This window comes from Nocardioides sp. BGA-UO-ETr-FS32 (assembly GCF_059567905.1).
Genome location: NZ_JCAQOX010000015.1, coordinates 61851 through 83006, shown reverse-complemented (window position 1 = coordinate 83006; position 21156 = coordinate 61851). Strand labels below are relative to the sequence as shown.

17 protein-coding genes are annotated in these 21156 nt (G+C 70.9%); 7 read left to right on the top strand and 10 right to left on the bottom strand.

What is annotated here, in order from left to right; translation table 11 throughout:
• From AC57BS_RS13935 to AC57BS_RS13905, 7 genes are all read right to left on the bottom strand, one after another.
• Entirely contained in the window at window positions 1–990 is a 990-nt protein-coding gene (locus tag AC57BS_RS13935; protein ID WP_496412046.1) for an ABC transporter substrate-binding protein, read from the bottom strand.
• Between the two features lie 27 nt (window positions 991–1017).
• On the bottom strand, window positions 1018–3084 hold the full coding sequence (locus AC57BS_RS13930; RefSeq protein ID WP_496412045.1) for an ABC transporter permease: 2067 nt from the start codon (window positions 3082–3084) through the stop codon (window positions 1018–1020).
• Complete coding sequence (locus AC57BS_RS13925; RefSeq protein WP_496412044.1) at window positions 3081–4109, bottom strand: quaternary amine ABC transporter ATP-binding protein; 1029 nt, start codon at window positions 4107–4109, stop codon at window positions 3081–3083. The genes AC57BS_RS13930 and AC57BS_RS13925 overlap by 4 nt, the downstream gene beginning before the upstream one ends.
• 165 nt (window positions 4110–4274) lie before the next feature.
• Window positions 4275–6308 (bottom strand): choline BCCT transporter BetT, encoded by a 2034-nt coding sequence (gene betT / locus AC57BS_RS13920; RefSeq protein ID WP_496412043.1) that lies wholly within the window; start codon window positions 6306–6308, stop codon window positions 4275–4277.
• Between the two features lie 28 nt (window positions 6309–6336).
• Window positions 6337–8049, bottom strand: coding sequence for a choline dehydrogenase (gene betA / locus AC57BS_RS13915; RefSeq protein ID WP_496412042.1), 1713 nt, complete (start codon window positions 8047–8049; stop codon window positions 6337–6339).
• Window positions 8046–9524 (bottom strand): aldehyde dehydrogenase family protein, encoded by a 1479-nt coding sequence (locus tag AC57BS_RS13910; protein WP_496412041.1) that lies wholly within the window; start codon window positions 9522–9524, stop codon window positions 8046–8048. Before AC57BS_RS13910 ends, betA begins: the two co-directional genes overlap by 4 nt.
• Window positions 9525–9604: 80 nt before the next feature.
• On the bottom strand, window positions 9605–10423 hold the full coding sequence (locus AC57BS_RS13905; RefSeq protein WP_496412040.1) for an IclR family transcriptional regulator: 819 nt from the start codon (window positions 10421–10423) through the stop codon (window positions 9605–9607).
• A 102-nt stretch (window positions 10424–10525) separates the two neighbouring features.
• Between AC57BS_RS13905 and purU the strand changes: the two genes are divergently transcribed.
• Window positions 10526–11392 (top strand): formyltetrahydrofolate deformylase, encoded by an 867-nt coding sequence (gene purU / locus AC57BS_RS13900; protein ID WP_496412039.1) that lies wholly within the window; start codon window positions 10526–10528, stop codon window positions 11390–11392.
• A gap of 49 nt (window positions 11393–11441) precedes the next feature.
• The gene (locus AC57BS_RS13895; RefSeq protein WP_496412038.1) at window positions 11442–13121 is read left to right on the top strand and encodes a formate--tetrahydrofolate ligase; all 1680 of its coding nucleotides are present in this window, start codon (window positions 11442–11444) and stop codon (window positions 13119–13121) included.
• Between the two features lie 10 nt (window positions 13122–13131).
• Here AC57BS_RS13895 and AC57BS_RS13890 read toward each other — a convergent pair whose 3' ends face one another.
• A complete protein-coding gene (locus tag AC57BS_RS13890) occupies window positions 13132–14673 on the bottom strand; it encodes a trimethylamine methyltransferase family protein (RefSeq protein ID WP_496412037.1) in 1542 nt (513 codons plus the stop codon).
• A 49-nt stretch (window positions 14674–14722) separates the two neighbouring features.
• On the opposite strand from AC57BS_RS13890, the gene AC57BS_RS13885 reads away from it, so the two are divergent.
• From AC57BS_RS13885 to AC57BS_RS13865, 5 genes are read left to right on the top strand one after another with little or no spacing between them, the layout of a single operon-like run.
• Window positions 14723–15529, top strand: a complete 807-nt coding sequence (locus AC57BS_RS13885; protein WP_496412036.1) for an IclR family transcriptional regulator — start codon at window positions 14723–14725, stop codon at window positions 15527–15529.
• Window positions 15526–16191, top strand: a complete 666-nt coding sequence (locus tag AC57BS_RS13880; protein ID WP_496412035.1) for a corrinoid protein — start codon at window positions 15526–15528, stop codon at window positions 16189–16191. Before AC57BS_RS13885 ends, AC57BS_RS13880 begins: the two co-directional genes overlap by 4 nt.
• A complete protein-coding gene (locus AC57BS_RS13875; protein ID WP_496412034.1) occupies window positions 16191–17069 on the top strand; it encodes a dihydropteroate synthase in 879 nt (292 codons plus the stop codon). The genes AC57BS_RS13880 and AC57BS_RS13875 overlap by 1 nt, the downstream gene beginning before the upstream one ends.
• Window positions 17070–17093: 24 nt before the next feature.
• Window positions 17094–19076, top strand: coding sequence for an ASKHA domain-containing protein (locus AC57BS_RS13870; protein WP_496412033.1), 1983 nt, complete (start codon window positions 17094–17096; stop codon window positions 19074–19076).
• Window positions 19015–19659, top strand: a complete 645-nt coding sequence (locus tag AC57BS_RS13865) for a DUF1638 domain-containing protein (RefSeq protein WP_496412032.1) — start codon at window positions 19015–19017, stop codon at window positions 19657–19659. The genes AC57BS_RS13870 and AC57BS_RS13865 overlap by 62 nt, the downstream gene beginning before the upstream one ends.
• A gap of 53 nt (window positions 19660–19712) precedes the next feature.
• On the opposite strand, the gene AC57BS_RS13860 is transcribed toward AC57BS_RS13865, so the two are convergent.
• Together AC57BS_RS13860 and rplL are read right to left on the bottom strand one after the other, a co-directional pair.
• Window positions 19713–20570: a methylenetetrahydrofolate reductase gene (locus AC57BS_RS13860; protein ID WP_496412031.1), complete on the bottom strand. Its 858-nt coding sequence runs from the start codon at window positions 20568–20570 to the stop codon at window positions 19713–19715.
• A 145-nt stretch (window positions 20571–20715) separates the two neighbouring features.
• On the bottom strand, window positions 20716–21108 hold the full coding sequence (gene rplL, locus AC57BS_RS13855; RefSeq protein WP_129456211.1) for a 50S ribosomal protein L7/L12: 393 nt from the start codon (window positions 21106–21108) through the stop codon (window positions 20716–20718).
• Window positions 21109–21156 lie beyond the last annotated feature (48 nt).

Below are 21156 nucleotides of genomic sequence, written 5' to 3'. Positions count from 1 at the left end.
TCAGCCGAGCCAGGCGTCGACCTTGTCCTGGTTCTCCTCGATCCACGTCGCGGCCGCGTCCTCGGGCGACATGCCGTCCTCGGCGATGTAGGCAGCGACGACGTTCTGGTCCTCGTTGGTCCAAGTGAAGTTCCGCACCAGGTCGACGGCAGTGGAGTCCGACGCCGCCCACTCGGTGCCGACGATCTTCTTCAGGTCGGTCTCGGGGTAGTCGCAGGCGACCTCCTGCGGGTCGTCCTGGCACCCCTCCTCGTAGGGAGGGAGGGCGACGCGCTGCATGGCGACCTCGGCGTTGAAGTACTGCGGCTCGTACCAGTAGCCGATGACCCACTCCTTGTTCTCCTCGGCCTTGCGGAAGGCCTCGATGCTGGCGGCCTCCGAGCCGGAGAAGACGACCTTGAAGTCGAGGTCGAGGTTGGACACGATCGCCTCGTCGAACTGGACGTACGACGGGTCGGCGCCCAGGAACTGGCCCTTGCCTCCCGACTCCGAGGTGGCGAACTCGGAGGCGTACTTGTTGAGGTTCTCCCACTCGAGGATGTCGGGGTGCTCCTCGGCCAGCCACGGCGGGACGAACCAGCCGATGATGCCGACGTTGCCCTGCGGGCCGAAGTCCTCCGCGGTGCCGTCGCCCTCCTCGGCGAAGAACTTCTTCTCCAGGTCGGGGTGGCCCCAGTCCTCGATGACCACGTCGACCTCACCGGTGCCGAAGCCCTGCCAGGAAACGTCCTCCTTGAGCTCCTTGTAGTTGACCGTGCAGCCCAGCTGGTCCTGGGCGACGGTGCCGACGACGTAGGCGCTCGCCTCGTAGCCGACCCAGGGGTTGACGGCCATGTTGAGGTCGCCGCACTCGCCCCCGGCCTCGCCCGCGGCCTCCTCGTTGGCCTCGGTCTGCTCGTCGATGGATCCCCCGCCGCAGGCGGAGAGCGCCATGACTGCGACGGTGGCGAGCGCGCCCAGGCGGGCCGCTCGGCTTCGGGTGTTGCGCATGGTGCTGCTCCTTCTGTGAGGGTGGTGCTAGTTGCTCGGCGGGCCGATCGGCAGCCGGAGGTTGAAGGCGCGGCGCGATCCGGGGCCGTCGTCACGACGTACGTCGGCGGCCGCGCGGGTGATCCGGTCGAGCATCACGCCGAGCAGCACGATCGTGATGCCCGCGGCGAGGCCCTTGCCCCAGGCCTCGCTGCGAGCGAAGCCGTAGACGACGTCGTAGCCGAGCGCGCCGGCCCCGACCAGACCGCCGATGACCGTCATGGCGAGGACGTAGAGCAGGCCCTGGTTGGTGGCCAGCACCAGCGACCCTCTGGCCATCGGCAGCTGGACCTTGGTGATCTCCTGCCAGGTTGTCTGGCCGGTGGATCGACCTGCCTCGATCGTGGTGGGCGAGACGGCCTTCACCCCGTCGGCGACGAGCTTGATGGCGGCTGGGGCGGCGTAGACGATGCCGGCGGTGATCGCGGTGAAGCGGGAGGGACCGAAGAGGGCGAGCACCGGGATCAGGTAGACGAACGGCGGGATCGTCTGCCCGGCGTCCAGCAGCGGGCGGATGCCCAGGTCGACGCGGCGGTCGCGCGCCATCCAGACGCCGAAGACCAGGGCCAGGACCATGACCAGCACGGTGGCCACCAGCGTCATGTTGAGGGTGATCATCGCGTCGTGCCACAGGTCGAAGTACCAGATGCCGGCCAGGCAGATGATCGTGCTGACCAGGGCACGCACTCCGCCGAAGACGAGGGCGAGGGCGGCGAGCGCCACGAACGCCAGCCACCAGGGTGAGTCGGCGAGCAGGGCCTGCGTGCGGTTGAGGAACTGGTTGGTGATGAGGTCCTTGATCCACTCGGTCGCGCCGCCGAAGGTGCCGGTGAACCAGTCGACGCCGTCGCTCACCGCCCGCGCGACCGTGTCGCCGATGCTGTACGCAGGGAACTCGGCCAGGCTGACGTAGGTGCGCGAGAGGTAGATCGCGACCAGGGTCGCCACCCCGCCACCGATGATCAGCCCCCGGCGCACCCGCGGGTCGCCGCCACCACCGCGGGCGACCTTCTCGGCGCGTTCGCTCGCCGCGGTCGTGGTCCGGTCGAGCATGACCGCCATGACCACGATCAGCGCGCCGGGCACGAATGCCGTACCGACGTCGTTGATGCGCAGGCCGGCGAGCACGGGCTTGCCGAGCCCGGGGCCGTTGACGAAGGCGGCGAGGGTGGCCATCGACAGCGCCGCCAGCGTGGTCTGGTTGAGGCCGACGATGATCGTCTTGCGGGCCATCGGGACCTGCACCTTGAACAGCCGCTGCCAGTAGGTCTGTCCGGCCGAGTCGGTGGCCTCGACGGTCGTCGCCGACACCTCGCGGATGCCGAACCCGGCGATCCGGATCAGGGGTGGCAGCGCGTAGATCAGCGTGGAGACCACGGCCGCGCTCGGGCCGATGCCGAAGAAGAGCACGATCGGCAGCAGGTAGACGAACGTCGGCATCGTCTGCATGAAGTCGAGGAAGGGCGTGACGACCTGGTTGGCCCGTCGGCTGGTGCCGATCAGGACGGCCAGCGGGATCCCGATGACGACGGCGAGCACGACCGAGATGCCGGTGATGATGAGCAGGTCGAGGGAGTCCTGCCAGTAGCCGAGGACGCCGAAGGAGAGGAACGACGCCGCCACCAGCAGGGCGATGCGCCAGCTCGCGACGACCAGTGCGACGTACGTCGCGAGGGCGACGACGCCCAGCCAGCCGATCTCGGGCACCGGCCGCGGGAAGTTGGGCAGCACGACCATCCGCTGGAGCCACTCGACGGCGCTGCGCAGGGCATCGGCGATCGCGTTGGTGAACTGCATGACGGGGTTGGTCGCGCGCCCGGCCAGCAGCTCGTTCTGGAACTCGGTGAGCCGGTCGTGCAGGTCGGTGCGGGACGTGCCGGGCAGCGCCAGCGTCTGGGTGCCGTTGGTGAAGTACCAGACCACGACCCAGACAGCCAGGATCACCGCAGCCGGGATCCAGCGGCTGATGCTGGCCTGCTCCTCGGCCGGCGGCGGAGCGCCGGGCTCGACGGGCTTGGGCGTCGGCGACGGTGAGGGAGAGATGGTGGCGGTCACGTCACGTCTTCCTCCGCCACGACGACCCGCATGATGTCCTCCTCGTCGACCACCCCGACCAGGGTGTCCCCGTCCATGACCCGGATGGGGGCGTCGGACGCGATCGCGGCCCGGGCCGCCTGCCGCACGATCGTCGACACCGGCAGCGCAGGCCCGTCCATCGGCTCCCCCGCACGCGGCTCGCGCATCACCCACTTCAACGTGAGCACGTGGGCCTTCGGCACCTCGGACACGAAGTCCTTGACGTAGTCGTCGGCGGGCTGGGCCACGACCTCGTCGGGAGTTCCGATCTGCACGATCTCGCCGTCGCGCAGGATCATGATCCGGTCGCCGAGCTTGAGGGCCTCGGCGAGGTCGTGGGTGATGAAGACCATCGTCTTCCCGAGCTCGCGGTGCAACCGGATGACCTCGTTCTGCATGTCACGCCGGATCAGCGGGTCGAGCGCGGAGAACGGCTCGTCGAAGAGCAGCATCTCCGGGTCGCCGGCCAGCGCCCGGGCGAGGCCGACCCGTTGCTGCATGCCGCCCGAGAGCTGGTCGGGATAGGACTTCTCATAGCCCTGCAACCCGACCAGCTCGACGATCTCGGCGGCCTTCGCCCGACGCTCCTTCTTGGCGACGCCGCGCACCTCGAGCCCGTAGGCGACGTTGTCGATCACCTGGCGGTGGGGCAGCAGGCCGAAGTGCTGGAACACCATCGACACCTGCGTGCGGCGTACGTCGCGCAGCTGGCTCGCCGAGGCCGAGGTGATGTCCATCCCGTTGAGCGTGACCGTGCCGCTGGTGGGCTCGATGAGCCGGGTCAGCAGCCGCACCAGCGTGGACTTCCCCGAGCCGGAGAGGCCCATCACCACGAACACCTCTCCCGGAGCCACCTCGAAGGAGACGTCCTTGACCCCCACCACGCAGTCGGTCCGGGCCTTCAGGTCGGCGCGCGAGAGCTCGGCGTCGGGCGTGCCGATGATCTTGTCCGCGCGGGCGCCGAAGATCTTCCAGAGACTGTCGACCGCCAGGGCTGCCGTCATGGCTGCTCCTCCGCCTCGCTGCTGGCTGTTGCGTATGTCGCAACCAGATGCTCTGAACGCAACCAGCCGGACAAGCGAAGGATCCTGCGACTCACCTCCGCGGTCAAGAGCAGGGGCGACACCGTGCCCTGCCCGTGACCCGGTCCAGACCGGCTGGCCGGCCGTTCACAGCGCGCGGAGGAACTCCAGGTGCCGCTCGTACTGGTCGAGGCAGTCGTGGATGACCTGCTCGGCCGTGTAGCCCATGACGTCGTAGTCCTGGCCGCCGTCGGCGAGGTGCACCTCCAGGCGCGCGTACTGGTCGCGGTTGCCGATCATCCGGCCGCCGTAGGTCGGCACGGGCGAGCGCCGTACCACCACGCGGTAGACGAAGCTGTCAGCCTCGAGGTCGGTGGCGAGCTCCGCCCACGGGAGCTCGTCGCTGCCGATCGCCCCGCCACCCGTCACCGCGGCGGGCACCCCCATCGACGAGAGCTCCTCCGCGACCTCCACCAGCGCGGGGCGGACCGTCGAGACGAGGTACGCGGCTGCGGCCTCGTCGTCGACGAAGTTGATCGCCCGGGCGAGCCGGGCCTTCCACGCCTTCCGGTTGTCCTCGGTGGACCCGGTGCGCGCCGAGAGGAGTGGCGCGATGCCGCGTACGCCGCCCTCGGCCTTGCGGCCCTCGCTGCGGAGCGAGCGGAACAGGCCCCACATCACCAGCACCAGCACGAACGCGAACGGCAGGCCCATGATGATCGTGGCGTACTGCAGGGCGAGGATGCCGCCGACGGCGAGCATGGCGACCGTCAGCAGGCCGGTGGCGCTGGCCCAGGTGATCCGCAGCCAGGCGGCGCAGTCCTGCTGCACGTCGTGCAGCTCCGAGCACAGGTTGCCCATGACCAGCGCCGCGGAGTCGGCGGAGGTGATGTAGAAGAGCAGGCCCACCACGACGGCGAGGAACACGACGACGTCGGCCAGCGGGTAGTCGCGCAGCAGGTCGTAGAACCCGACGCCGGTGAAGTCGACGGCAGCCTCGGCGAAGGCCTCGTCCCCGCCGCGGACCTTGTCGATCGCGGCGTTGCCGAAGATCGAGATCCACATGACGATGTAGCTGAACGGGATCACCATCGTGCCGAGCACGAACTGCCGGATCGTGCGCCCGCGCGAGATGCGGGCCAGGAAGAGGCCCACGAAGGACGCCCAGGCCACCCACCACGCCCAGAAGAACAGCGTCCAGAGCTCCATCCACTCCTGCGTGTCGGTGAAGGCGAAGGTCTCCATCGACTTGGCCGGGAAGGACCTGATGAAGTCGCCGACGTTCATCACGACGGCGTTGAGCAGGAACGAGGTCCTGCCGGTGATCAGCACCCAGCCGGCGAGCGCGAGGGCGAGCAGCACGTTGAGCTGGGACAGGAACCGGATGCCCTTGTCCACGCCGGTGGTGGCCGAGACCGCGGCGACGGTGACGGCGAGGACCGCCAGGGCCGCCTGCGCCCCGGTGCCGACGGGCACGCCGAAGATGACGTTGAGCCCGACGTTGAGGAACACCACGCCGATGCCGAGGCTGGTGGCGACCCCGAAGATCGTGCCGAGGACGGCCGCGGTGTCGACGGCGTGGCCGAGCGGGCCGTCGATGCGCTTGCCGAACACCGGGTAGAGCGCGGACCGCACGGCCAGCGGCAGGTTCTTGCGGTAGGAGAAGTAGGCGAGGGCCAGGCCCATCAGCGCGTACATCGCCCAGCCCGTCACGCCGTAGTGGAACAGCGTCCACACGGTCGCCTCGCGGGCCGCGTCGACGGTCCCGGGCTCACCGACGGGCGGCGCGGTGTACTGCGAGACCGGCTCGATGACCGAGTAGAACATCACGTCGGTGCCGATGCCGGCGGCGAACAGCATGCTCGCCCACGCGAAGGTCGAGAACTCCGGGCGGGAGTGGTCGGGGCCGAGCCGGATGCTGCCGTAGCGCGAGACGCCGAGGAAGATCACGAAGCCGACGATGAAGGTGGCCAGCGCGACGTAGAACCAGCCGAAGCCCGTCCCGACCCTGCCCACGAGGTCGCCGATGACGCTCTCGGCGTTGGTGGGCGCGACGATCGCCCACAGGGTGATCAGGCAGACGCCGACGAAGGACGTGATGAAGACCGGCCACCGCACGGTGGGGCCGGGCGCACCACGGTCCGGCTCGGCAGGTGCGCGGGCGTCGAGCTGTGCGGTCATGTGGGCCTCCGGTCTCGAGCGGTCGGGGTCACGTGGCGTTGCGGGGGTCCCCCGGCGGGTAGAGCGGGGACTGGTCGCGGTGACGGTAGTAGGGCACGTCGGCCGGCGGGAGCGGGGTGTTGCCGAGGATCAGGTCGGCGGCCTTCTCGGCGACCATCATCACCGGGGCGTAGATGTTGCCGTTGGTGACGAACGGGAACACGCTCGCGTCGACGACCCGCAGACCCTCCGTGCCGTGGACCTGCATGCTCCCCGGGTCGGTCACCGACTGCTCGTCGGTGCCCATGCGCGCCGTGCACGAGGGGTGCAGCGCGGTCTCGGCGTCCTTGCGGACCCACTCGAGGATCTCCTCGTCGGTCTCCACCTCGCTGCCCGGCGACAGCTCGCCGCCGTTGAACGGCGCGAGGGCGGGCTGGCCCAGGATGGTCCGGGCCACCCGCACCGCCTCGACCCACTCGCGGCGGTCGTTGGGCGTGGAGAGGTAGTTGAAGAGCATCCTGGGCTTCTGCCGCGGGTCGCTCGACGCGATCCGCACCCACCCGCGGGTGTCGGCGTACATCGGGCCGATGTGGACCTGGTAGCCGTGGGCGTAGCGGTCCTGGCCCTCCGGGGGCGACCCGTCGTAGCGGATCGCGATCGGGAGGAAGTGGAACATCAGGTTGGGCCAGTCGACGTCCTCGTTGGACCGGCAGAACCCGCCGCCCTCGAAGTGGTTGGACGCCGCCGTGCCCGTCCGCTTGAACAGCCACTCCAGGCCGACGAGCGGGCGGTTGTGCCACTTGAGGCCCTCGACGATCGACACCGGCTGCAGGCAGGCGTGCTGGATGTAGACCTCGAGGTGGTCCTGGAGGTTCTCCCCCACCCCCGGCAGGTCGTGGACCATCTCGATGCCGAGGGGCCGGAGGTGCTCGGGGTTGCCGACGCCGGAGAGCTGCAGCAGCTGCGGTGAGTTGATCGCCCCGCCGCACAGGACCACCTCGCCGGCCGCGGCGTACTCGTGCTTGCGCCCGGCGCGGAGGTACTCCACGCCGACGGCCCGCCTGCCCTCGAAGCGCACGCGCGTGGCGTGCGCGTAGGTCTCGACCGTGAGGTTCTTGCGGCCCATCACCGGGTGCAGGTAGGCCCGCGCGGCGGACATGCGTACGCCGTTGACGATGTTGCGGTCGAAGCGACCGAACCCCTCCTGGCGGTAGCCGTTGACGTCGTCGGTCAGCGGGTAGCCGGCCTGCTGGGCGGACTCGAAGAAGGCGCTGAAGAGGGGGTTGAGCGCCGGGCTGCGCTCGAGGCGCAAGGGGCCCGACCCGCCGCGCCAGGGGTCGGCGCCGACCTGTCCGTCGGGCAGGACCAGTGACTCCATGCGGCGGAAGTAGGGCAGGCAGTGCCGGTAGTCCCAGGCCTCCATGCCGGGCTCGGCGGCCCAGCGCTCGTAGTCCATCGGGTTGCCCCGCTGGAAGATCATGCCGTTGATCGACGAGGAGCCGCCCAGCACCTTGCCGCGCGCGTGGTAGATGCGCCGGCCTCCCATCGCCGGCTCCGGCTCGGACTCGTACTTCCAGTCGTAGAGCGAGTTGCCGATCGGGAAGGGCAGGGCGGCGGGCGCGTGGATCAGCGGGTCGAACCGGTCGGTGCGTCCGGCCTCGAGCACCAGGACGCTCGTCGCGGGGTCGGCGGAGAGCCGGTTGGCCAGGGCGCACCCGGCCGACCCGCCGCCGACGATCACGAAGTCGTACGCCTTGGTCACGACGAGGACCCGCCGAACCAGCGCTGCGGCTCCGGCGCGATGTTGTGCCAGACGTGCTTGGTCTCGCGGTACTCGTCGAGCCCCGCCCGGCCCAGCTCGCGGCCGATGCCCGACTGCTTGTAGCCGCCCCACTCGGCCTGGGCGACGTAGGGGTGGTAGTCGTTGATCCAGACCGTGCCCATGCGCAGCCCGGCCGCGACCCGCTGCCCCCTGCCCGAGTCTTGCGTCCACACCGCACCCGCGAGCCCGTAGATGCTGTCGTTGGCCAGCCGCACGGCCTCGGCCTCGTCGGCGAAGGTCTCGACGGTGAGCACAGGGCCGAAGGACTCCTCCTGCGTGACGCTCATGGAGCTGGTGCACCCGTCGAGCACGGTCGGCAGGTAGTAGAACCCGTCGGCGAGGGCGGGGTCGTCCGGGCGCGCGCCGCCGCACCGCAGCACCGCGCCCTCGGCGAGGCCGGCGGCGACGTACGCCTCGACCTTCTCGCGGTGGGCGGCGCTGGTGAGGGGGCCGGTCTCGGCCGTCTCGTCGAAGGGACCGCCCAGCCGGATCTCGCGGGCGCGGGCGACGAGGTCGTCGACGAACCGGTCGTGGATGGACTCCTCGACGATGAGGCGCGCGCCGGCCGAGCACACCTGGCCGGAGTGGAGGAACACCGCGGTGAGCGCGAAGTCGAGGGCGGTGTCGTAGTCGGCGTCGGCGAACACGATGTTGGGGTTCTTGCCGCCGAGCTCGAGGGCGACCCGCTTCACCGTGCCGGACGCCGCGGCCATGATGCGCTTGCCGGTCGCGAGGCCCCCGGTGAAGGACACCAGGTCCACGCGCGGGTCCTCCGAGAGCGGCGCTCCGGCGGTCGGCCCCTCCCCCAGCACCAGGTTGGCCACACCCGCCGGGACCCCCGCCTCCTCCAGCACCCGCATGAGGTGGATGGCGGTGTGCGGGGTGATCTCGCTCGGCTTGAGGACGAAGGTGTTGCCCGCCGCCAGGCAGGGCGCGACCTTCCACGCCACCTGGAGCAACGGGTAGTTCCACGGCGTGATCAGGCCGCACACGCCGACGGGCTCGTGCACGACCCGGCTCACCACGGCGGGGTTGCCGGTGTCGACGACGCGGCCGCCCTCGCCGTCGGCCGCGTGGCCGAAGTGGCGGAACACCGACACCACGTCGTCGACGTCGTAGCCGCTCTCGACCAGCCGCTTGCCGGTGTCGAGGGACTCCGCTCGCGCGATCGCGTCCTTGTCACGCTCGAGCAGGTCGGCGACGCGCAGCAGCAGGTCGCCCCGCTCCCGGTTGGACCACCCGGGCCACGGGCCCTCGTGGAAGGCACGGTGGGCGGCAGCGATGGCCAGCTCGGTGTCGCCGGCGTCCGCCTCGGCGACCTCCGCGACCAGGGACCCGTCAGCCGGGCAGCGGATCTCACGCCGCCCACCTCCGCGGGCCGGGATCCAGCTGCCGTCGATGTACAGGTCGGCCACGTTCGCCTCGCTCTCTCTGTGCGGAAGGATCCTGCGGCCCGGGTTCGGCCGTCAAGGTCTGGGCTGGTCCGGTCGTCGGGTCAGCGGTGCCCCCAGCCCAGGCGGTGGGACACCTCGACCGCAGCCGCGACCACGAGGCGTACGACCTCCTCGACCTGCTCCTCCGGCAGCCGGAAGGACGGACCGGACACGCTCATCGACGCGATCACGTCGCCGTGCGCGTTGCGGATGGGAGCCGCGACCGCCGTCAGCCCGACCTCCAGCTCGTCGACCGCGACGGCGTAGCCCCGCTCGCCCACGCGCACCAGCTCCTCACGCAGCTCGGGCAGGCGGGTGATGGTGCGCGAGGTGTAGGTCGCGAGCGTGCCGAGGACCGCGTCGAGGCCGTCGTCGTCGAGACCGGCGAGGAGCACCTTGCCGTTGCTGGTCGCGTGGAGCGGGATGTGCTGGCCGACCCAGTTGTGCGACTGGAGCGCGGACGACCCGGCGACCTGGTCGAGGTAGAGGGCCGAGCTCTCCGAGAGCACGGCGATGTTGACGGTCTCGCCGGTGTCCGCGGCGAGCTGTCGCGCGATCGGCCGGGCCTCCTGCACGAGGTCGAGGCGGGCCGTGGTGGCGCCCGCGAGCCTCAGGATCCCGACCCCGAGGCGGTAGCGGCCGCGGTCGGCGGTCTGCTCCACGAGCCGGTGCGCCTCCAGCGTCGCCACCAGGCGGAAGGCCGTGCTCTTGTGCACGCCCAGCTCCAGCGCGATCTCGGTGACCCCGGACTCGCCGGTGCGCGCCAGCACCTCGAGGATGCCGAGCGCCCGGTCGACCGACTGCACGCCGGCGCCCGTCACGGCGGGGCTGGGCTGCGCGTGATCCCCGCCCGGGTCGCGGGTGTCGGCCACGTCCACCATGGGGGGACACTAGCGCAGTCACTGTTGCGTATCGCAGACTGCGTTTCGTCAAGCGCAACAGCAACGCGCTCGACGACACCCCCTCTCGCTGCAGGAGACACCATGCCGCACGGCCCCACCGGAGCCGAGTTCGTCCTCACCCTGTCGTGCCCCGACCGACCCGGCATCGTGCACGCCGTCTCGGGCTTCCTGGTCGAGCGCGGCGCCAACATCGTGGAGAGCCAGCAGTTCGGTGACCGGCTCACCGACCGCTTCTTCATGCGGATCGCCTTCGTCACCGAGGCGGCGGCCGACGCCGACGACCTCCGCTCGGCGTTCGCACGTGTCGCCGAGGACTTCGGCATGCAGTTCGAGCTCTGGGCCGCGACCGCGCCCTACCGCACGCTGATCATGGTGTCCAAGCACCTGCACTGCCTCAACGACCTGCTCTTCCGCGCCAGCACGGGCGCGCTGCAGATCGAGATCCCGGCCATCGTGTCCAACCACCCCGACGCGGGTGCGCTCGCGCGCTCGTACGGCATCGAGTTCCACCACGTCCCCGTCACCCCGGACACCAAGGCCGAGGCGGAGGCACGCCTGATGCAGCTCGTCGACGACACCGGAACCCACCTCGTCGTCCTGGCCCGCTACATGCAGGTGCTGTCCGACGACCTGTGCCGCCGGCTGTCCGGACGCGCGATCAACATCCACCACTCGTTCCTGCCGAGCTTCAAGGGAGCCCGGCCCTACCACCAGGCCTTCGACCGTGGCGTGAAGCTGGTGGGCGCGACCGCGCACTACGTGACCGGCGACCTCGACGAGGGGCCGATCATCGAGCAGGACGTCCTGCGCGTGGACCACGGCTACGACCAGGACCAGCTCGTCTCGGCAGGACGCGACGTGGAGGCGCAGGTGCTCTCGCGGGCCGTGCGCTGGCACAGCGAGTCGCGGGTCCTGCTCAACGGCGAGCGCACCGTCGTCTTCCGCTGAGACGCCGGGCCAGCAGCAACCGCCACCGACCACCGCCCAGGAGCCCGCCATGCAGTCCGACATCGAGATCGCCAACGCCGCCGTCCTGCGGCCCATCCGCGAGATCGCCGAGGAGACGCTCGGGATCGGCGAGGAGCACCTGGTCCCCTACGGCCACTTCAAGGCCAAGGTCGACGTCGGCTACCTCACCTCGCTGGCGGACCGCCCGCTCGGCCGGCTCGTCCTGGTCACCGCCCTCTCCCCGACCCCGCCCGGCGAGGGCAAGACCACCACCACCGTCGGACTGACCGACGCGCTGCACGGCCTGGGCCACCGCGCCATGGCATGCCTGCGCGAGCCGTCCATGGGCCCGGTCTTCGGCATGAAGGGCGGCGCCGCCGGCGGCGGCTGGAGCCAGGTCGTGCCGATGACCGACATCAACCTGCACTTCACCGGCGACTTCGCCGCCATCGCCGCCGCCAACAACCTGCTCTCCGCCCTCATCGACAACCACGTGCACCACGGCAACGAGCTCGACATCGACGTGCGCAGCGTGACCTGGAAGCGCGTCGTGGACACCAACGACCGCGCCCTGCGGGAGGTCGTCGTGGCGCTGGGCGGGCACATCAACGGCTTTCCCCGCGAGGACGGCTTCGACATCGTGGTGGCCTCCGAGCTGATGGCGATCTTCTGCCTCACCGAGTCCTGGGCGGACCTCAAGCGGCGCATCGGCGACATCGTCATCGGCTACACCCGGGCGATGGCGCCGGTGACCGCGCGCGACCTCGGCGCCGAGGGAGCGATGGCCGCGCTGCTGCGCGACGCGCTCGCGCCCAACCTGGTCCAGACGCTCGAGGGCGCCCCCGCCTTCGTCCACGGCGGGCCGTTCGCCAACATCGCCCACGGCTGCAGCTCGGTGATGGCGACCCGCGCCGGGCTGCGGCTGGCCGACATCGTCGTCACCGAGGCGGGCTTCGGCGCAGACCTGGGGGCGGAGAAGTTCGTCGACATCAAGTGCCGCAAGTCCGGCCTGCGTCCCGACGTGGCCGTCGTGGTCGCGACCGTACGCGCCCTGAAGTACCACGGAGGCGTGCCGCTGGAGGACCTCGGGCGCGAGGACGTGGCGGCCGTCGAGGCGGGCATGGTCAACCTGCGCCGACACCTCGCCAACATCCGCGACGTCTACGGCATCCCGGCCGTGGTGGCCGTCAACCGCTTCCCCACCGACACCGACACCGAGGTGGACCGGGTGGTCGCGCTCGTGGCCGACGAGGGCGTACGCGCCTATCCCGCCACCCACTTCGCCGACGGCGGCAACGGCGCGAAGGGCCTCGCCGAGGGAGTGCTCGCGACGCTGGCCGAGCCGTCCCCGTACGAGTTCTCCTTCACCTACGACGACGAGCTCTCGCTGACCGCCAAGGTCGAGGCGATCGCCACCCGCCTCTACGGAGCGGGGCTCGTGACCTGGGACGCCAAGGCGCGGCGCCGGCTCCAGCGCATCGAGCGCGACGGCTACTCCGGCCTGCCCGTCTGCATCGCCAAGACCCAGTACTCGTTCTCGACCGACCCCGCCTCGCTGGGCGCGCCGTCGGGCCACGAGCTGCACGTGCGGGAGGTACGCCTCTCCGCCGGCGCCGGGTTCGTGGTGGTCGTCTGCGGCGACATGATGACCATGCCCGGCCTGCCCCGCGACCCGTCCGCGGCGCGCATCGACCTCGCCGACGACGGCACGATCCTCGGCCTGTCGTAGGCGACCCGGTTCAGTCGCCGAGCTCGGCCCTCCGGCGGATGACGTAGTCCTCGAGCTCCTCGCGGACGGCGTCGTCGAGGGCCGGCTGCTCGTACTCCTCCAGCGTCTTCTGGTACGCCACGGTGGCGCGCTCGTTGGCGTCGTGGCCCCCGTTGCGCATCCACCGCTCGTAGTTCTCCGACGACGACAGCAGCGGCCGGTAGAAGCAGGTGCGGAAGCGCTCCATGGTGTGCATCGCGCCGAGGAAGTGCCCTCCGTGGCCGACCTCCTCGTGCGCGCCGAACGCCATCGACTCCTCGTCGATCTCCAGCGGCGTGAACTCGTGGCGCAGCATCTGGAGCAGCTCGACGTCGACGATGAACTTCTCGTAGCCCGCGACCAGGCCGCCCTCGAGCCAGCCGGCCGAGTGCATCACCCAGTTGGCCCCGGCGAGGAAGGTCGGCATCAGGGTCATCAGCGCCTCGTAGCCCGCCTGGGCGTCGGCCACCTGTGACGAGGTCAGACCGCCCCCGGTGCGGAAGGGCAGGCCGAAGTGCCGGGCGATCTGACCGGTGCACAGCAGGCCGATCCCGGACTCGGGCGTGCCGAAGGTCGGGGAGCCGGACTGCATGTCGATGTTGGAGAGGAACGACCCGAAGATCACCGGCGTGCCGGGCCGGATCAGCTGGGACAGCGCGATCCCCGACAGGGCCTCCACGATCTGCTGCACGAGGGCCGCGGGGATCGTGACCGGCGACATCGCGCCCATCAGGATGAAGGGCGTCAGCACGACCGGCTGGCCCGCGGCGGAGTACTCGAACTGCGCCTCCAGCATCCGGTCGTCCCAGCGCAGCGGCGAGTTGCAGTTGATGAGCGAGATCGTCGCGGGCGTCTCCTCGATGGCCTCGCGCGAGCCGAACAGGATCGAGGTCATCGCGATCGTGTCGGCTGCGTTGACCCCGGAGACGACGTTGCCCATGTAGACCTTGTCGGTCAGCGTCTGCAGGGCGTACGTCATGTCGAGGTGGCGGCTGTCGAGCGGGGTGTCGTTGGGCTCGCAGATGACGCCGCCCGCGGAGTCGAGCACGGCGAAGGACTGCGCCAGCTTGGTGAAGCTGCGGAAGTCCTCCATCGTGGCGTCGCGGCGTACGGCCCCCTGCCGCACGAACGGCGGGCCGTAGACCGCGCCGAAGGCCATCGAGTCGCCGCCGATGTGGATGGTGTTGGCGGGGTTGCGCGCCTGGACGTCGAACTCCCTCGGCGCCTTGGCGACCTGCTCGAGCACGAAGTCGGGGTCGAGGAAGACGGTGTTGCCCTCGACCCGCTGGCCGGCCTTGCGGAACAGCTCCAGGGCGCGGTCGTCCATGAACTCCACGCCGATCTCGGTCATCAGCTTGCGCCAGCCTCGGTCGAGGGTGGCCATGGCGTCCTCGGACAGCACCTCGTAGCGCGGCATCGTGTTGCGGAACACGGGTCCTCCTGGGTCCGGCTGGGTCGGAGCGGCCGCCCACCGACGTGCCCGGGGCCTTGACCTCGACTCACGACGGCTTCTAGCCTCATGATGTGGAACCACGGTTCCACATCATGGAACCTCTGGGAACCCCTCCAGCGAAGGAGCTGCCGTGAGCGAGGCCGCCACCGGCACGCGTGCGCTGGACCGCGCCGCCGACCTGGTCGCCACCGTCGTCCACGCCGACGAGCCGCTGTCGTTCGCCGACCTCCAGGACGCGAGCGGGCTCGCCAAGTCGACGACCTCCCGCCTGCTCACCGCCCTCGAGCGCTCGGGGCTGGTGGAGCGCGACCCGGCGGGGTCCTACGTCGCGGGCCGGCTCTTCTGGCTCTACGCCGCGCGCCACGACCCGTGGGAGGAGCTGGTGCGGCTCGCCCGCCCCGTGATGGACAGGCTCGGCGCCGACACCGGCGAGACCGTGCACCTCAGCGTCACCCGCGGCGACCGCGTCGTGCAGGTGGCCCAGGTCGACTCGACCTACCTGCTCGGGACCCGCGACTGGACCGACATCGAGGTGCCCGCCCACTGCTCGGCCCTCGGCAAGGTCCTCCTCGCGTGGGGTGCGCTGGAGCTCCCCGAGGGCGAGCTCGAGCGACCCACGCCGACGACGCTGCCGGACCGCGAGGCCGTACGTCGCGACGGCGAGCGCTCGCGCCAGCGGGGCTGGGCGCTGACCGAGGACGAGCTCGAGATCGGGCTGACCGGCATCGCCGTCCCCGTCTTCGACATCCGCGGCGACGTCGTCGCCTCGCTCGGGATCTCCGGCCCGACCCCCCGGCTGGCGCAACGGCTCGACGAGCTCGGCCACCGCCTGCTGGACCAGTCCGCCGCGCTGTCCTCCCTGCTGCGCGGTCCCGCCCGCCCGACACCCGCCAGCCGCACCGCTCGCACCGAGGAGAACGAGGAAGTGGTCGCATGACCCCCGAGGACATCCTGCAGGCCCTCTACGACGAGACGCTGGTGGGCAACGCCCCGCGCGTGCTCGACCTGACCAACGAGGGGCTCGCCCTCGACATGGAGCCGCAGACGCTGCTGTTCGACGCCCTGATCCCGTCGCTGGAGGAGGTCGGCGCGCGCTTCGAGCGCGGCGACTTCTTCGTCCCCGAGATGCTCATCGCCGGGCGCGCGATGGCGGGCGCGATGGAGCGCCTGCGACCGCTCCTCGCGGAGACCGGCGTGGAGACCGTCGGCAAGTTCCTGATGGGCACCGTCAAGGGCGACGTCCACGACATCGGCAAGAACCTGGTCAACATCATGCTCGAGGGCGCAGGCTTCGAGGTGATCGACCTCGGCGTGCAGGTCGCGCCGGAGAAGTTCGTCGCCGCCATCGAGGAGCACCAGCCCGACATCGTCGGCTTCTCCGCGTTCCTGACGACCACCATGCCGATGTTCAAGGCCAACATGAACGCCCTCGAGAAGGCCGGCATCCGCAACGAGGTGATCGTGATGGTCGGCGGCGCCCCCGTCACCCAGGAGTACGCCGACGCGGTCGGCGCCGACGGCTATGCCGCCGACGCGTCCCAGACGGTCAAGCGCGCCAAGAGCCTGCTCGAGGCGAAGCGTACGAAAGTCCCCGCCTGATGAGCGCCGAGCCGCTCCGTACGGTCCTGCGCTCCGCCTCGCGCGAGGTCGTCATCGGCCACGACACCCGCTTCACCCTCATCGGCGAGCGGATCAACCCGACCGGTCGCCGGATCTTCCAGGAGCAGCTCCGCGCCGGCGACTTCTCCGCGATCGAGCGCGACGTCAAGGCCCAGGTGGAGGGCGGCGCCGACGTCCTCGACATCAACATGGGCGTCCCCCTGACCGACGAGCCCGAGCTGCTGGCCAAGGCCATCCAGATGGTGCAGGAGCTCACCGACCTGCCGATCTGCATCGACTCCTCGGTCGTCGAGGCCCTCGAGGCCGGCCTCTCGGTCTACCAGGGTCGAGCCCTGGTCAACTCGATCACCGCCGAGGACGACCGCATGGAGGCGATCCTGCCGCTGGTGAAGAAGTACGACGCGGCGGTGATCGCGCTGCCCAACGACCACGACGAGATCCCCATGGAGGCCGACAAGCGCCTCGACCTCACCGCCAAGATCGTCCGCGTGGCCACGCAGGAGTACGGCATCGCCCAGGCCGACATCGTGATCGACCCGCTGGCCATGCCGATCGGCGCCGACACGACGACCAGCCTGGTGACCTTCGAGGTGATGCGCCGCATCCGCGACGACTTCGGCGTCAACATGACCTGCGGGGCCTCCAACGTGTCCTTCGGCATGCCGGGGCGGCACACCCTCAACGGCACCTGGCTGCCGATGGCGATGGTGTCCGGCCTCACGAGCGCGATCATGGACACCCGCACCCCGCAGGTGGTGGAGGCGGTCAAGGCCGCCGACCTCTTCCTCGGCCACGACGACTGGGGCATGGCCTGGATCTCCGCCCACCGGGCCAAGCAGGCGGCGGACGGCGCGTGACGACAGCCGCGCGGGAGCACCACGATGAGCCGACCTCCTGACGGACCGGACTTCTCGCTCGCGGACGTCGCCCGCGAGGGCCTGATCGAGAGGCCGGGAGCCGAGCCGCCCACCCACGACGGCACCGGTCGCGTCGACCTGTCCTTCACCGTCCGCAGCACCTCCGACGACGGCGTCGAGGTCCCGCCGACGGTGCGAGGCGTACGCGTCCCGCCCGGGGTGACCGTCTTCGACGCCGCCTCGTGGAACGGCATCGCGATCGACTCGACCTGCGGCGGCCACGGCACCTGCCACAAGTGCCGGATCCAGGTCACCTCCGACGCCGATGTGCCGGTCACCCGCCACGACGTACGCACCTTCACCGCCGACCAGCTCTCGGCCGGCTGGCGGCTGGGCTGCCTCCTCCACGCGACCCGCGACCTGTCCGTCGAGGTCCCGCCGCTGACCACGCGCCCCAAGGCCGCGACTGTCGGCATCGGCCGGCAGGTCATCCTGCGTCCGGCCCTCCAGAAGCGCTACGTCGAGCTCACCGAGGCGACCCTGTCGGACCAGCGCACCGACCTCGTCCGGCTCACCGACGCCATCGACGACCTCGAGCTCACCGCGGACCTCCACGTCCTGCGCCGGCTCTCGACGGTGCTGCGCTCCGCCGACTTCAAGGTCACCGCCGTCATCCTCGACGAGGCGCTGGTCGACGTGGAGCCGGGCGACACGACGGCGATCCGCTACGCCATCGCCTTCGACCTCGGCACCACGACGGTCGTCGGCACCCTCCTCGACGTCAGCACCGGCACCCCGCTCGCCGTCGCCTCGACGCTCAACGCGCAGCAACCCTTCGGCGGCGACGTGATCACCCGCATCAGCGCCACGATGATGGACCCCGCCGCGCTCGGCCGCCTCCAGCAGGCAGCCGGCGCCACGCTGGCCGACCTGGCCGGTCGCGTGTGCCGCGAGGCCGGGGTCGACCCCAGCGACGTCTACGAGGTCGCGGTCGCCGGCAACGCCACGATGACCGCCCTGGTCCTCGGCATCGACCCCGAGCCGCTGGGGGTCGCGCCGTTCGTCATGTCGGCCGCGCAGCCACCGACCGTCCTGGCGTCCGAGATCGGGCTGAACCTGCACCCGCGGGCCCGGGCGTTCTTCTTCCCTGCCCTCGGGGCCTACGTCGGTGGCGACATCGTCGCCGGCATGCTCGCGACCGGCATGGACCGCGACAAGCGCACGCGGCTGTTCATCGATGTCGGCACCAACTGCGAGATCGTGCTGAGCGACGGCGAGACGCTCCTCTCCACCGCCGCCCCTGCCGGCCCGGCCTTCGAGGGCGGCGCGATCCGCTGCGGCATGCGCGCCGCCGACGGGGCGATCGAGGTCGTCAAGGTCGACGCGCACGCGGAGGAGCCGGACGTCTCCGTCACGCTCGGGGTCATCGGTGACGTCGAGCCCCGGGGGCTCTGCGGCTCGGGGCTGGTCGACGCGGTGGCCGAGCTCGTCCGGGTCGGGCTGCTCGACGCCAGCGGTCGGCTCGTGCCCGACGAGGAGGCCAAGGAGATCGCCCCCGCGCTCGCCGACCGGCTCTCGCTCGTCGGGGAGGAGCGTGTCTTCCTCCTGCACCGGCCCACGGCCGACACCGAGCCGGCCGAGTGCGTCTACCTCTCGCAGCGCGACGTCCGCGAGCTCCAGTTCGCCAAGGCCGCGATCTCCACGGGATGGTCGCTGCTGCTGGAGGAGCTCGGGCTGGAGCACCGCGACATCCAGCAGGTGCTGCTCGCCGGGTCGTTCGGCAGCTACCTCTCCCCCGCCTCGGCCGTCCGCATCGGCCTGGTCCCCCGGCTGCCCGTGCTGCGGATCGTCGCGGCCGGCAACGTCGCTGGCGAAGGGGCGAAGATGGCCCTGCTGTCCGTGCGCGAGCGGGCCGGCGCGCTGGCGCTGCTGGAGGAGGTGCACTATGTCGAGCTCTCCGACCGCCCCGACTTCAACGACGCCTTCGTCGAGCAGCTCTCGTTCTGAGCGGGTCGCGCTGGTCGCCTGCGGCGCCATCGCCCAGCCAGCCGCCGAGGTCGTCGTACGCCGCGGCTGGCCGGTCGACGTGCACCCGCTGCCCCCGCTGCTCCACAACCACCCCGGGCGGATCGCCGACGAGGTGCGCACCCTGGCCGAGCGGCTCGCGGAGTCGTACGGCCGCGTCGTCATCGGCTACGCCGACTGCGGCACGTACGGCGCCCTCGACGAGGTGTGCCGCGACCTCGGGGTGGAGCGGCTCCCGGGCCTGCACTGCTACGACGTGTACGCCGGGGCGTCGCGCCTCGAGCGGTTCTTCGACGAGCAGCCCGGCACCTACCTGCTGACCGACTTCCTCGTGCGCTCGTTCGCGCGCACCGTGGTCCAGGAGATGGGGCTCGACCGACACCCCGAGCTGCGCGAGGCCTACTTCGGCAACTACACCCGGGTGGTCTGGCTGGCCCAGTCGCCCGACGACGAGCTGCAGGTCCTCGCAGAGCAGGCCGCCGACACCATCGGGCTCCCCCTCACCGTGGTCGAGACCGGCGACCAGGGCCTGGAGCGGGCCCTCGCGGCCCTCGTGGCGGGGTAGTTCGGGACGAACTGGTAGGTGGACGGTCGCGTACGCCCCCACAACGTCCCGAACTATCGCGCGTGGCCGTCTCGCAGGCGCTCGAGCATGTCGGTGCGCCAGGCCTCGGTCTCGCCGATCTGGTTGAAGGTGAAGACGTGCAGGCCCTCCACGAGGGCCCCGTCCTCCCCGAGCGCCGGCGCGCACCTCTCGAGGAACCTCTCGCCGGTGAACCCGCCCGGCGCAGCGAGGCGGGCGAAGACCCCCTTGTTCTTGGCGAGGAACTTCGTCGACTCGCCGACGCCGATCCTGGTCGCCATGCCGAGCAGCTTGGCCCTCTCGACCGGCCCGGGGATGCCGACGAGCAGCGGCATGGTGACCCCGCGGGCGCGCAGCCGGCGCACCCAGTCGCGCACCACGGCCGGGTCGAAGGTGAGGTTGCTGACGATGTGGGTGGCATAGCGGCGCTTGTCCCACATGGACTGCACCGTGAGGTCGTCGTGGATGGTCGGGTGCGACTCGGGATAGCCGGTGATCCCGACGTGGGCGAACGGCGAGCCCAGCTCCTTCAGGTCCTCGAGCAGCGCGAGTGCATCGGGGTAGTCACCGACGGCCTCGGCATCGCCACCGGGGACGAACACGCTCGTGATGCCCTTGCCGTGCAGCCGCTCGGCGATCTCGGCCAGCTCGTCACGACCGGAGACCATGCGGGCGGCGAGGTGCGGCACGGTGGCGTAGCCGTGGCCGGCGAGGCGCTCGGCCAGGTCGAGCGTGGCCTCCAGCCCCTTGGTGGGCGAGGCGGTGACGGTGACGGTGCGGTCGCGCGCCAGGTGCTCGAGGACCTTGTCCTCCGTGGACGCGGTGGGCAGCACCTCGTAGCGGGCGTTCTCGAGCAGCCGGACGAGAGTCGCCGTGGTTCTCTTGTTGCGCATGGAGCAACTCGTTTCGTGATGCGCATCCAGACCCGCTCACTCTAGTGGCTGCCGCCCCCGCGCGACAGGGCAGGAGGTGGCCCGAAATGACACGAGGGGCGGCCACCTCACGGTGACCGCCCCTCGTGGAGCGACTAGCGGATCGTCACTTGACCGTGACGGTGGCGCCGGCGGCCTCGAGGGCCTCCTTGGCCTTGTCCGCGGCCTCCTTGGTGGCGTTCTCGAGGATCGTCTTGGGGGCGGCCTCGACGAGGTCCTTGGCCTCCTTCAGACCGAGGGAGGTCAGGGCGCGCACCTCCTTGATGACGTTGATCTTCTTGTCGCCGGCGGCCTCGAGGACAACCTCGAACTCGTCCTTCTCCTCGGCGGCGGCGTCGCCACCGGCAGCGCCACCGGCGGCCGGGGCGGCGGCCACGGCGACGGGGGCGGCGGCGGTCACGCCGAAGGTGTCCTCGAACTGCTTGACGAACTCGGAGAGCTCGATCAGGGTCATCTCCTTGAACGCGTCAAGGAGCTCGTCGGTGCTGAGCTTCGCCATGGTGGCGGTTCCTTCCGTGTGTGGCCCGTCCGCGTCGTGCGGTCGTGC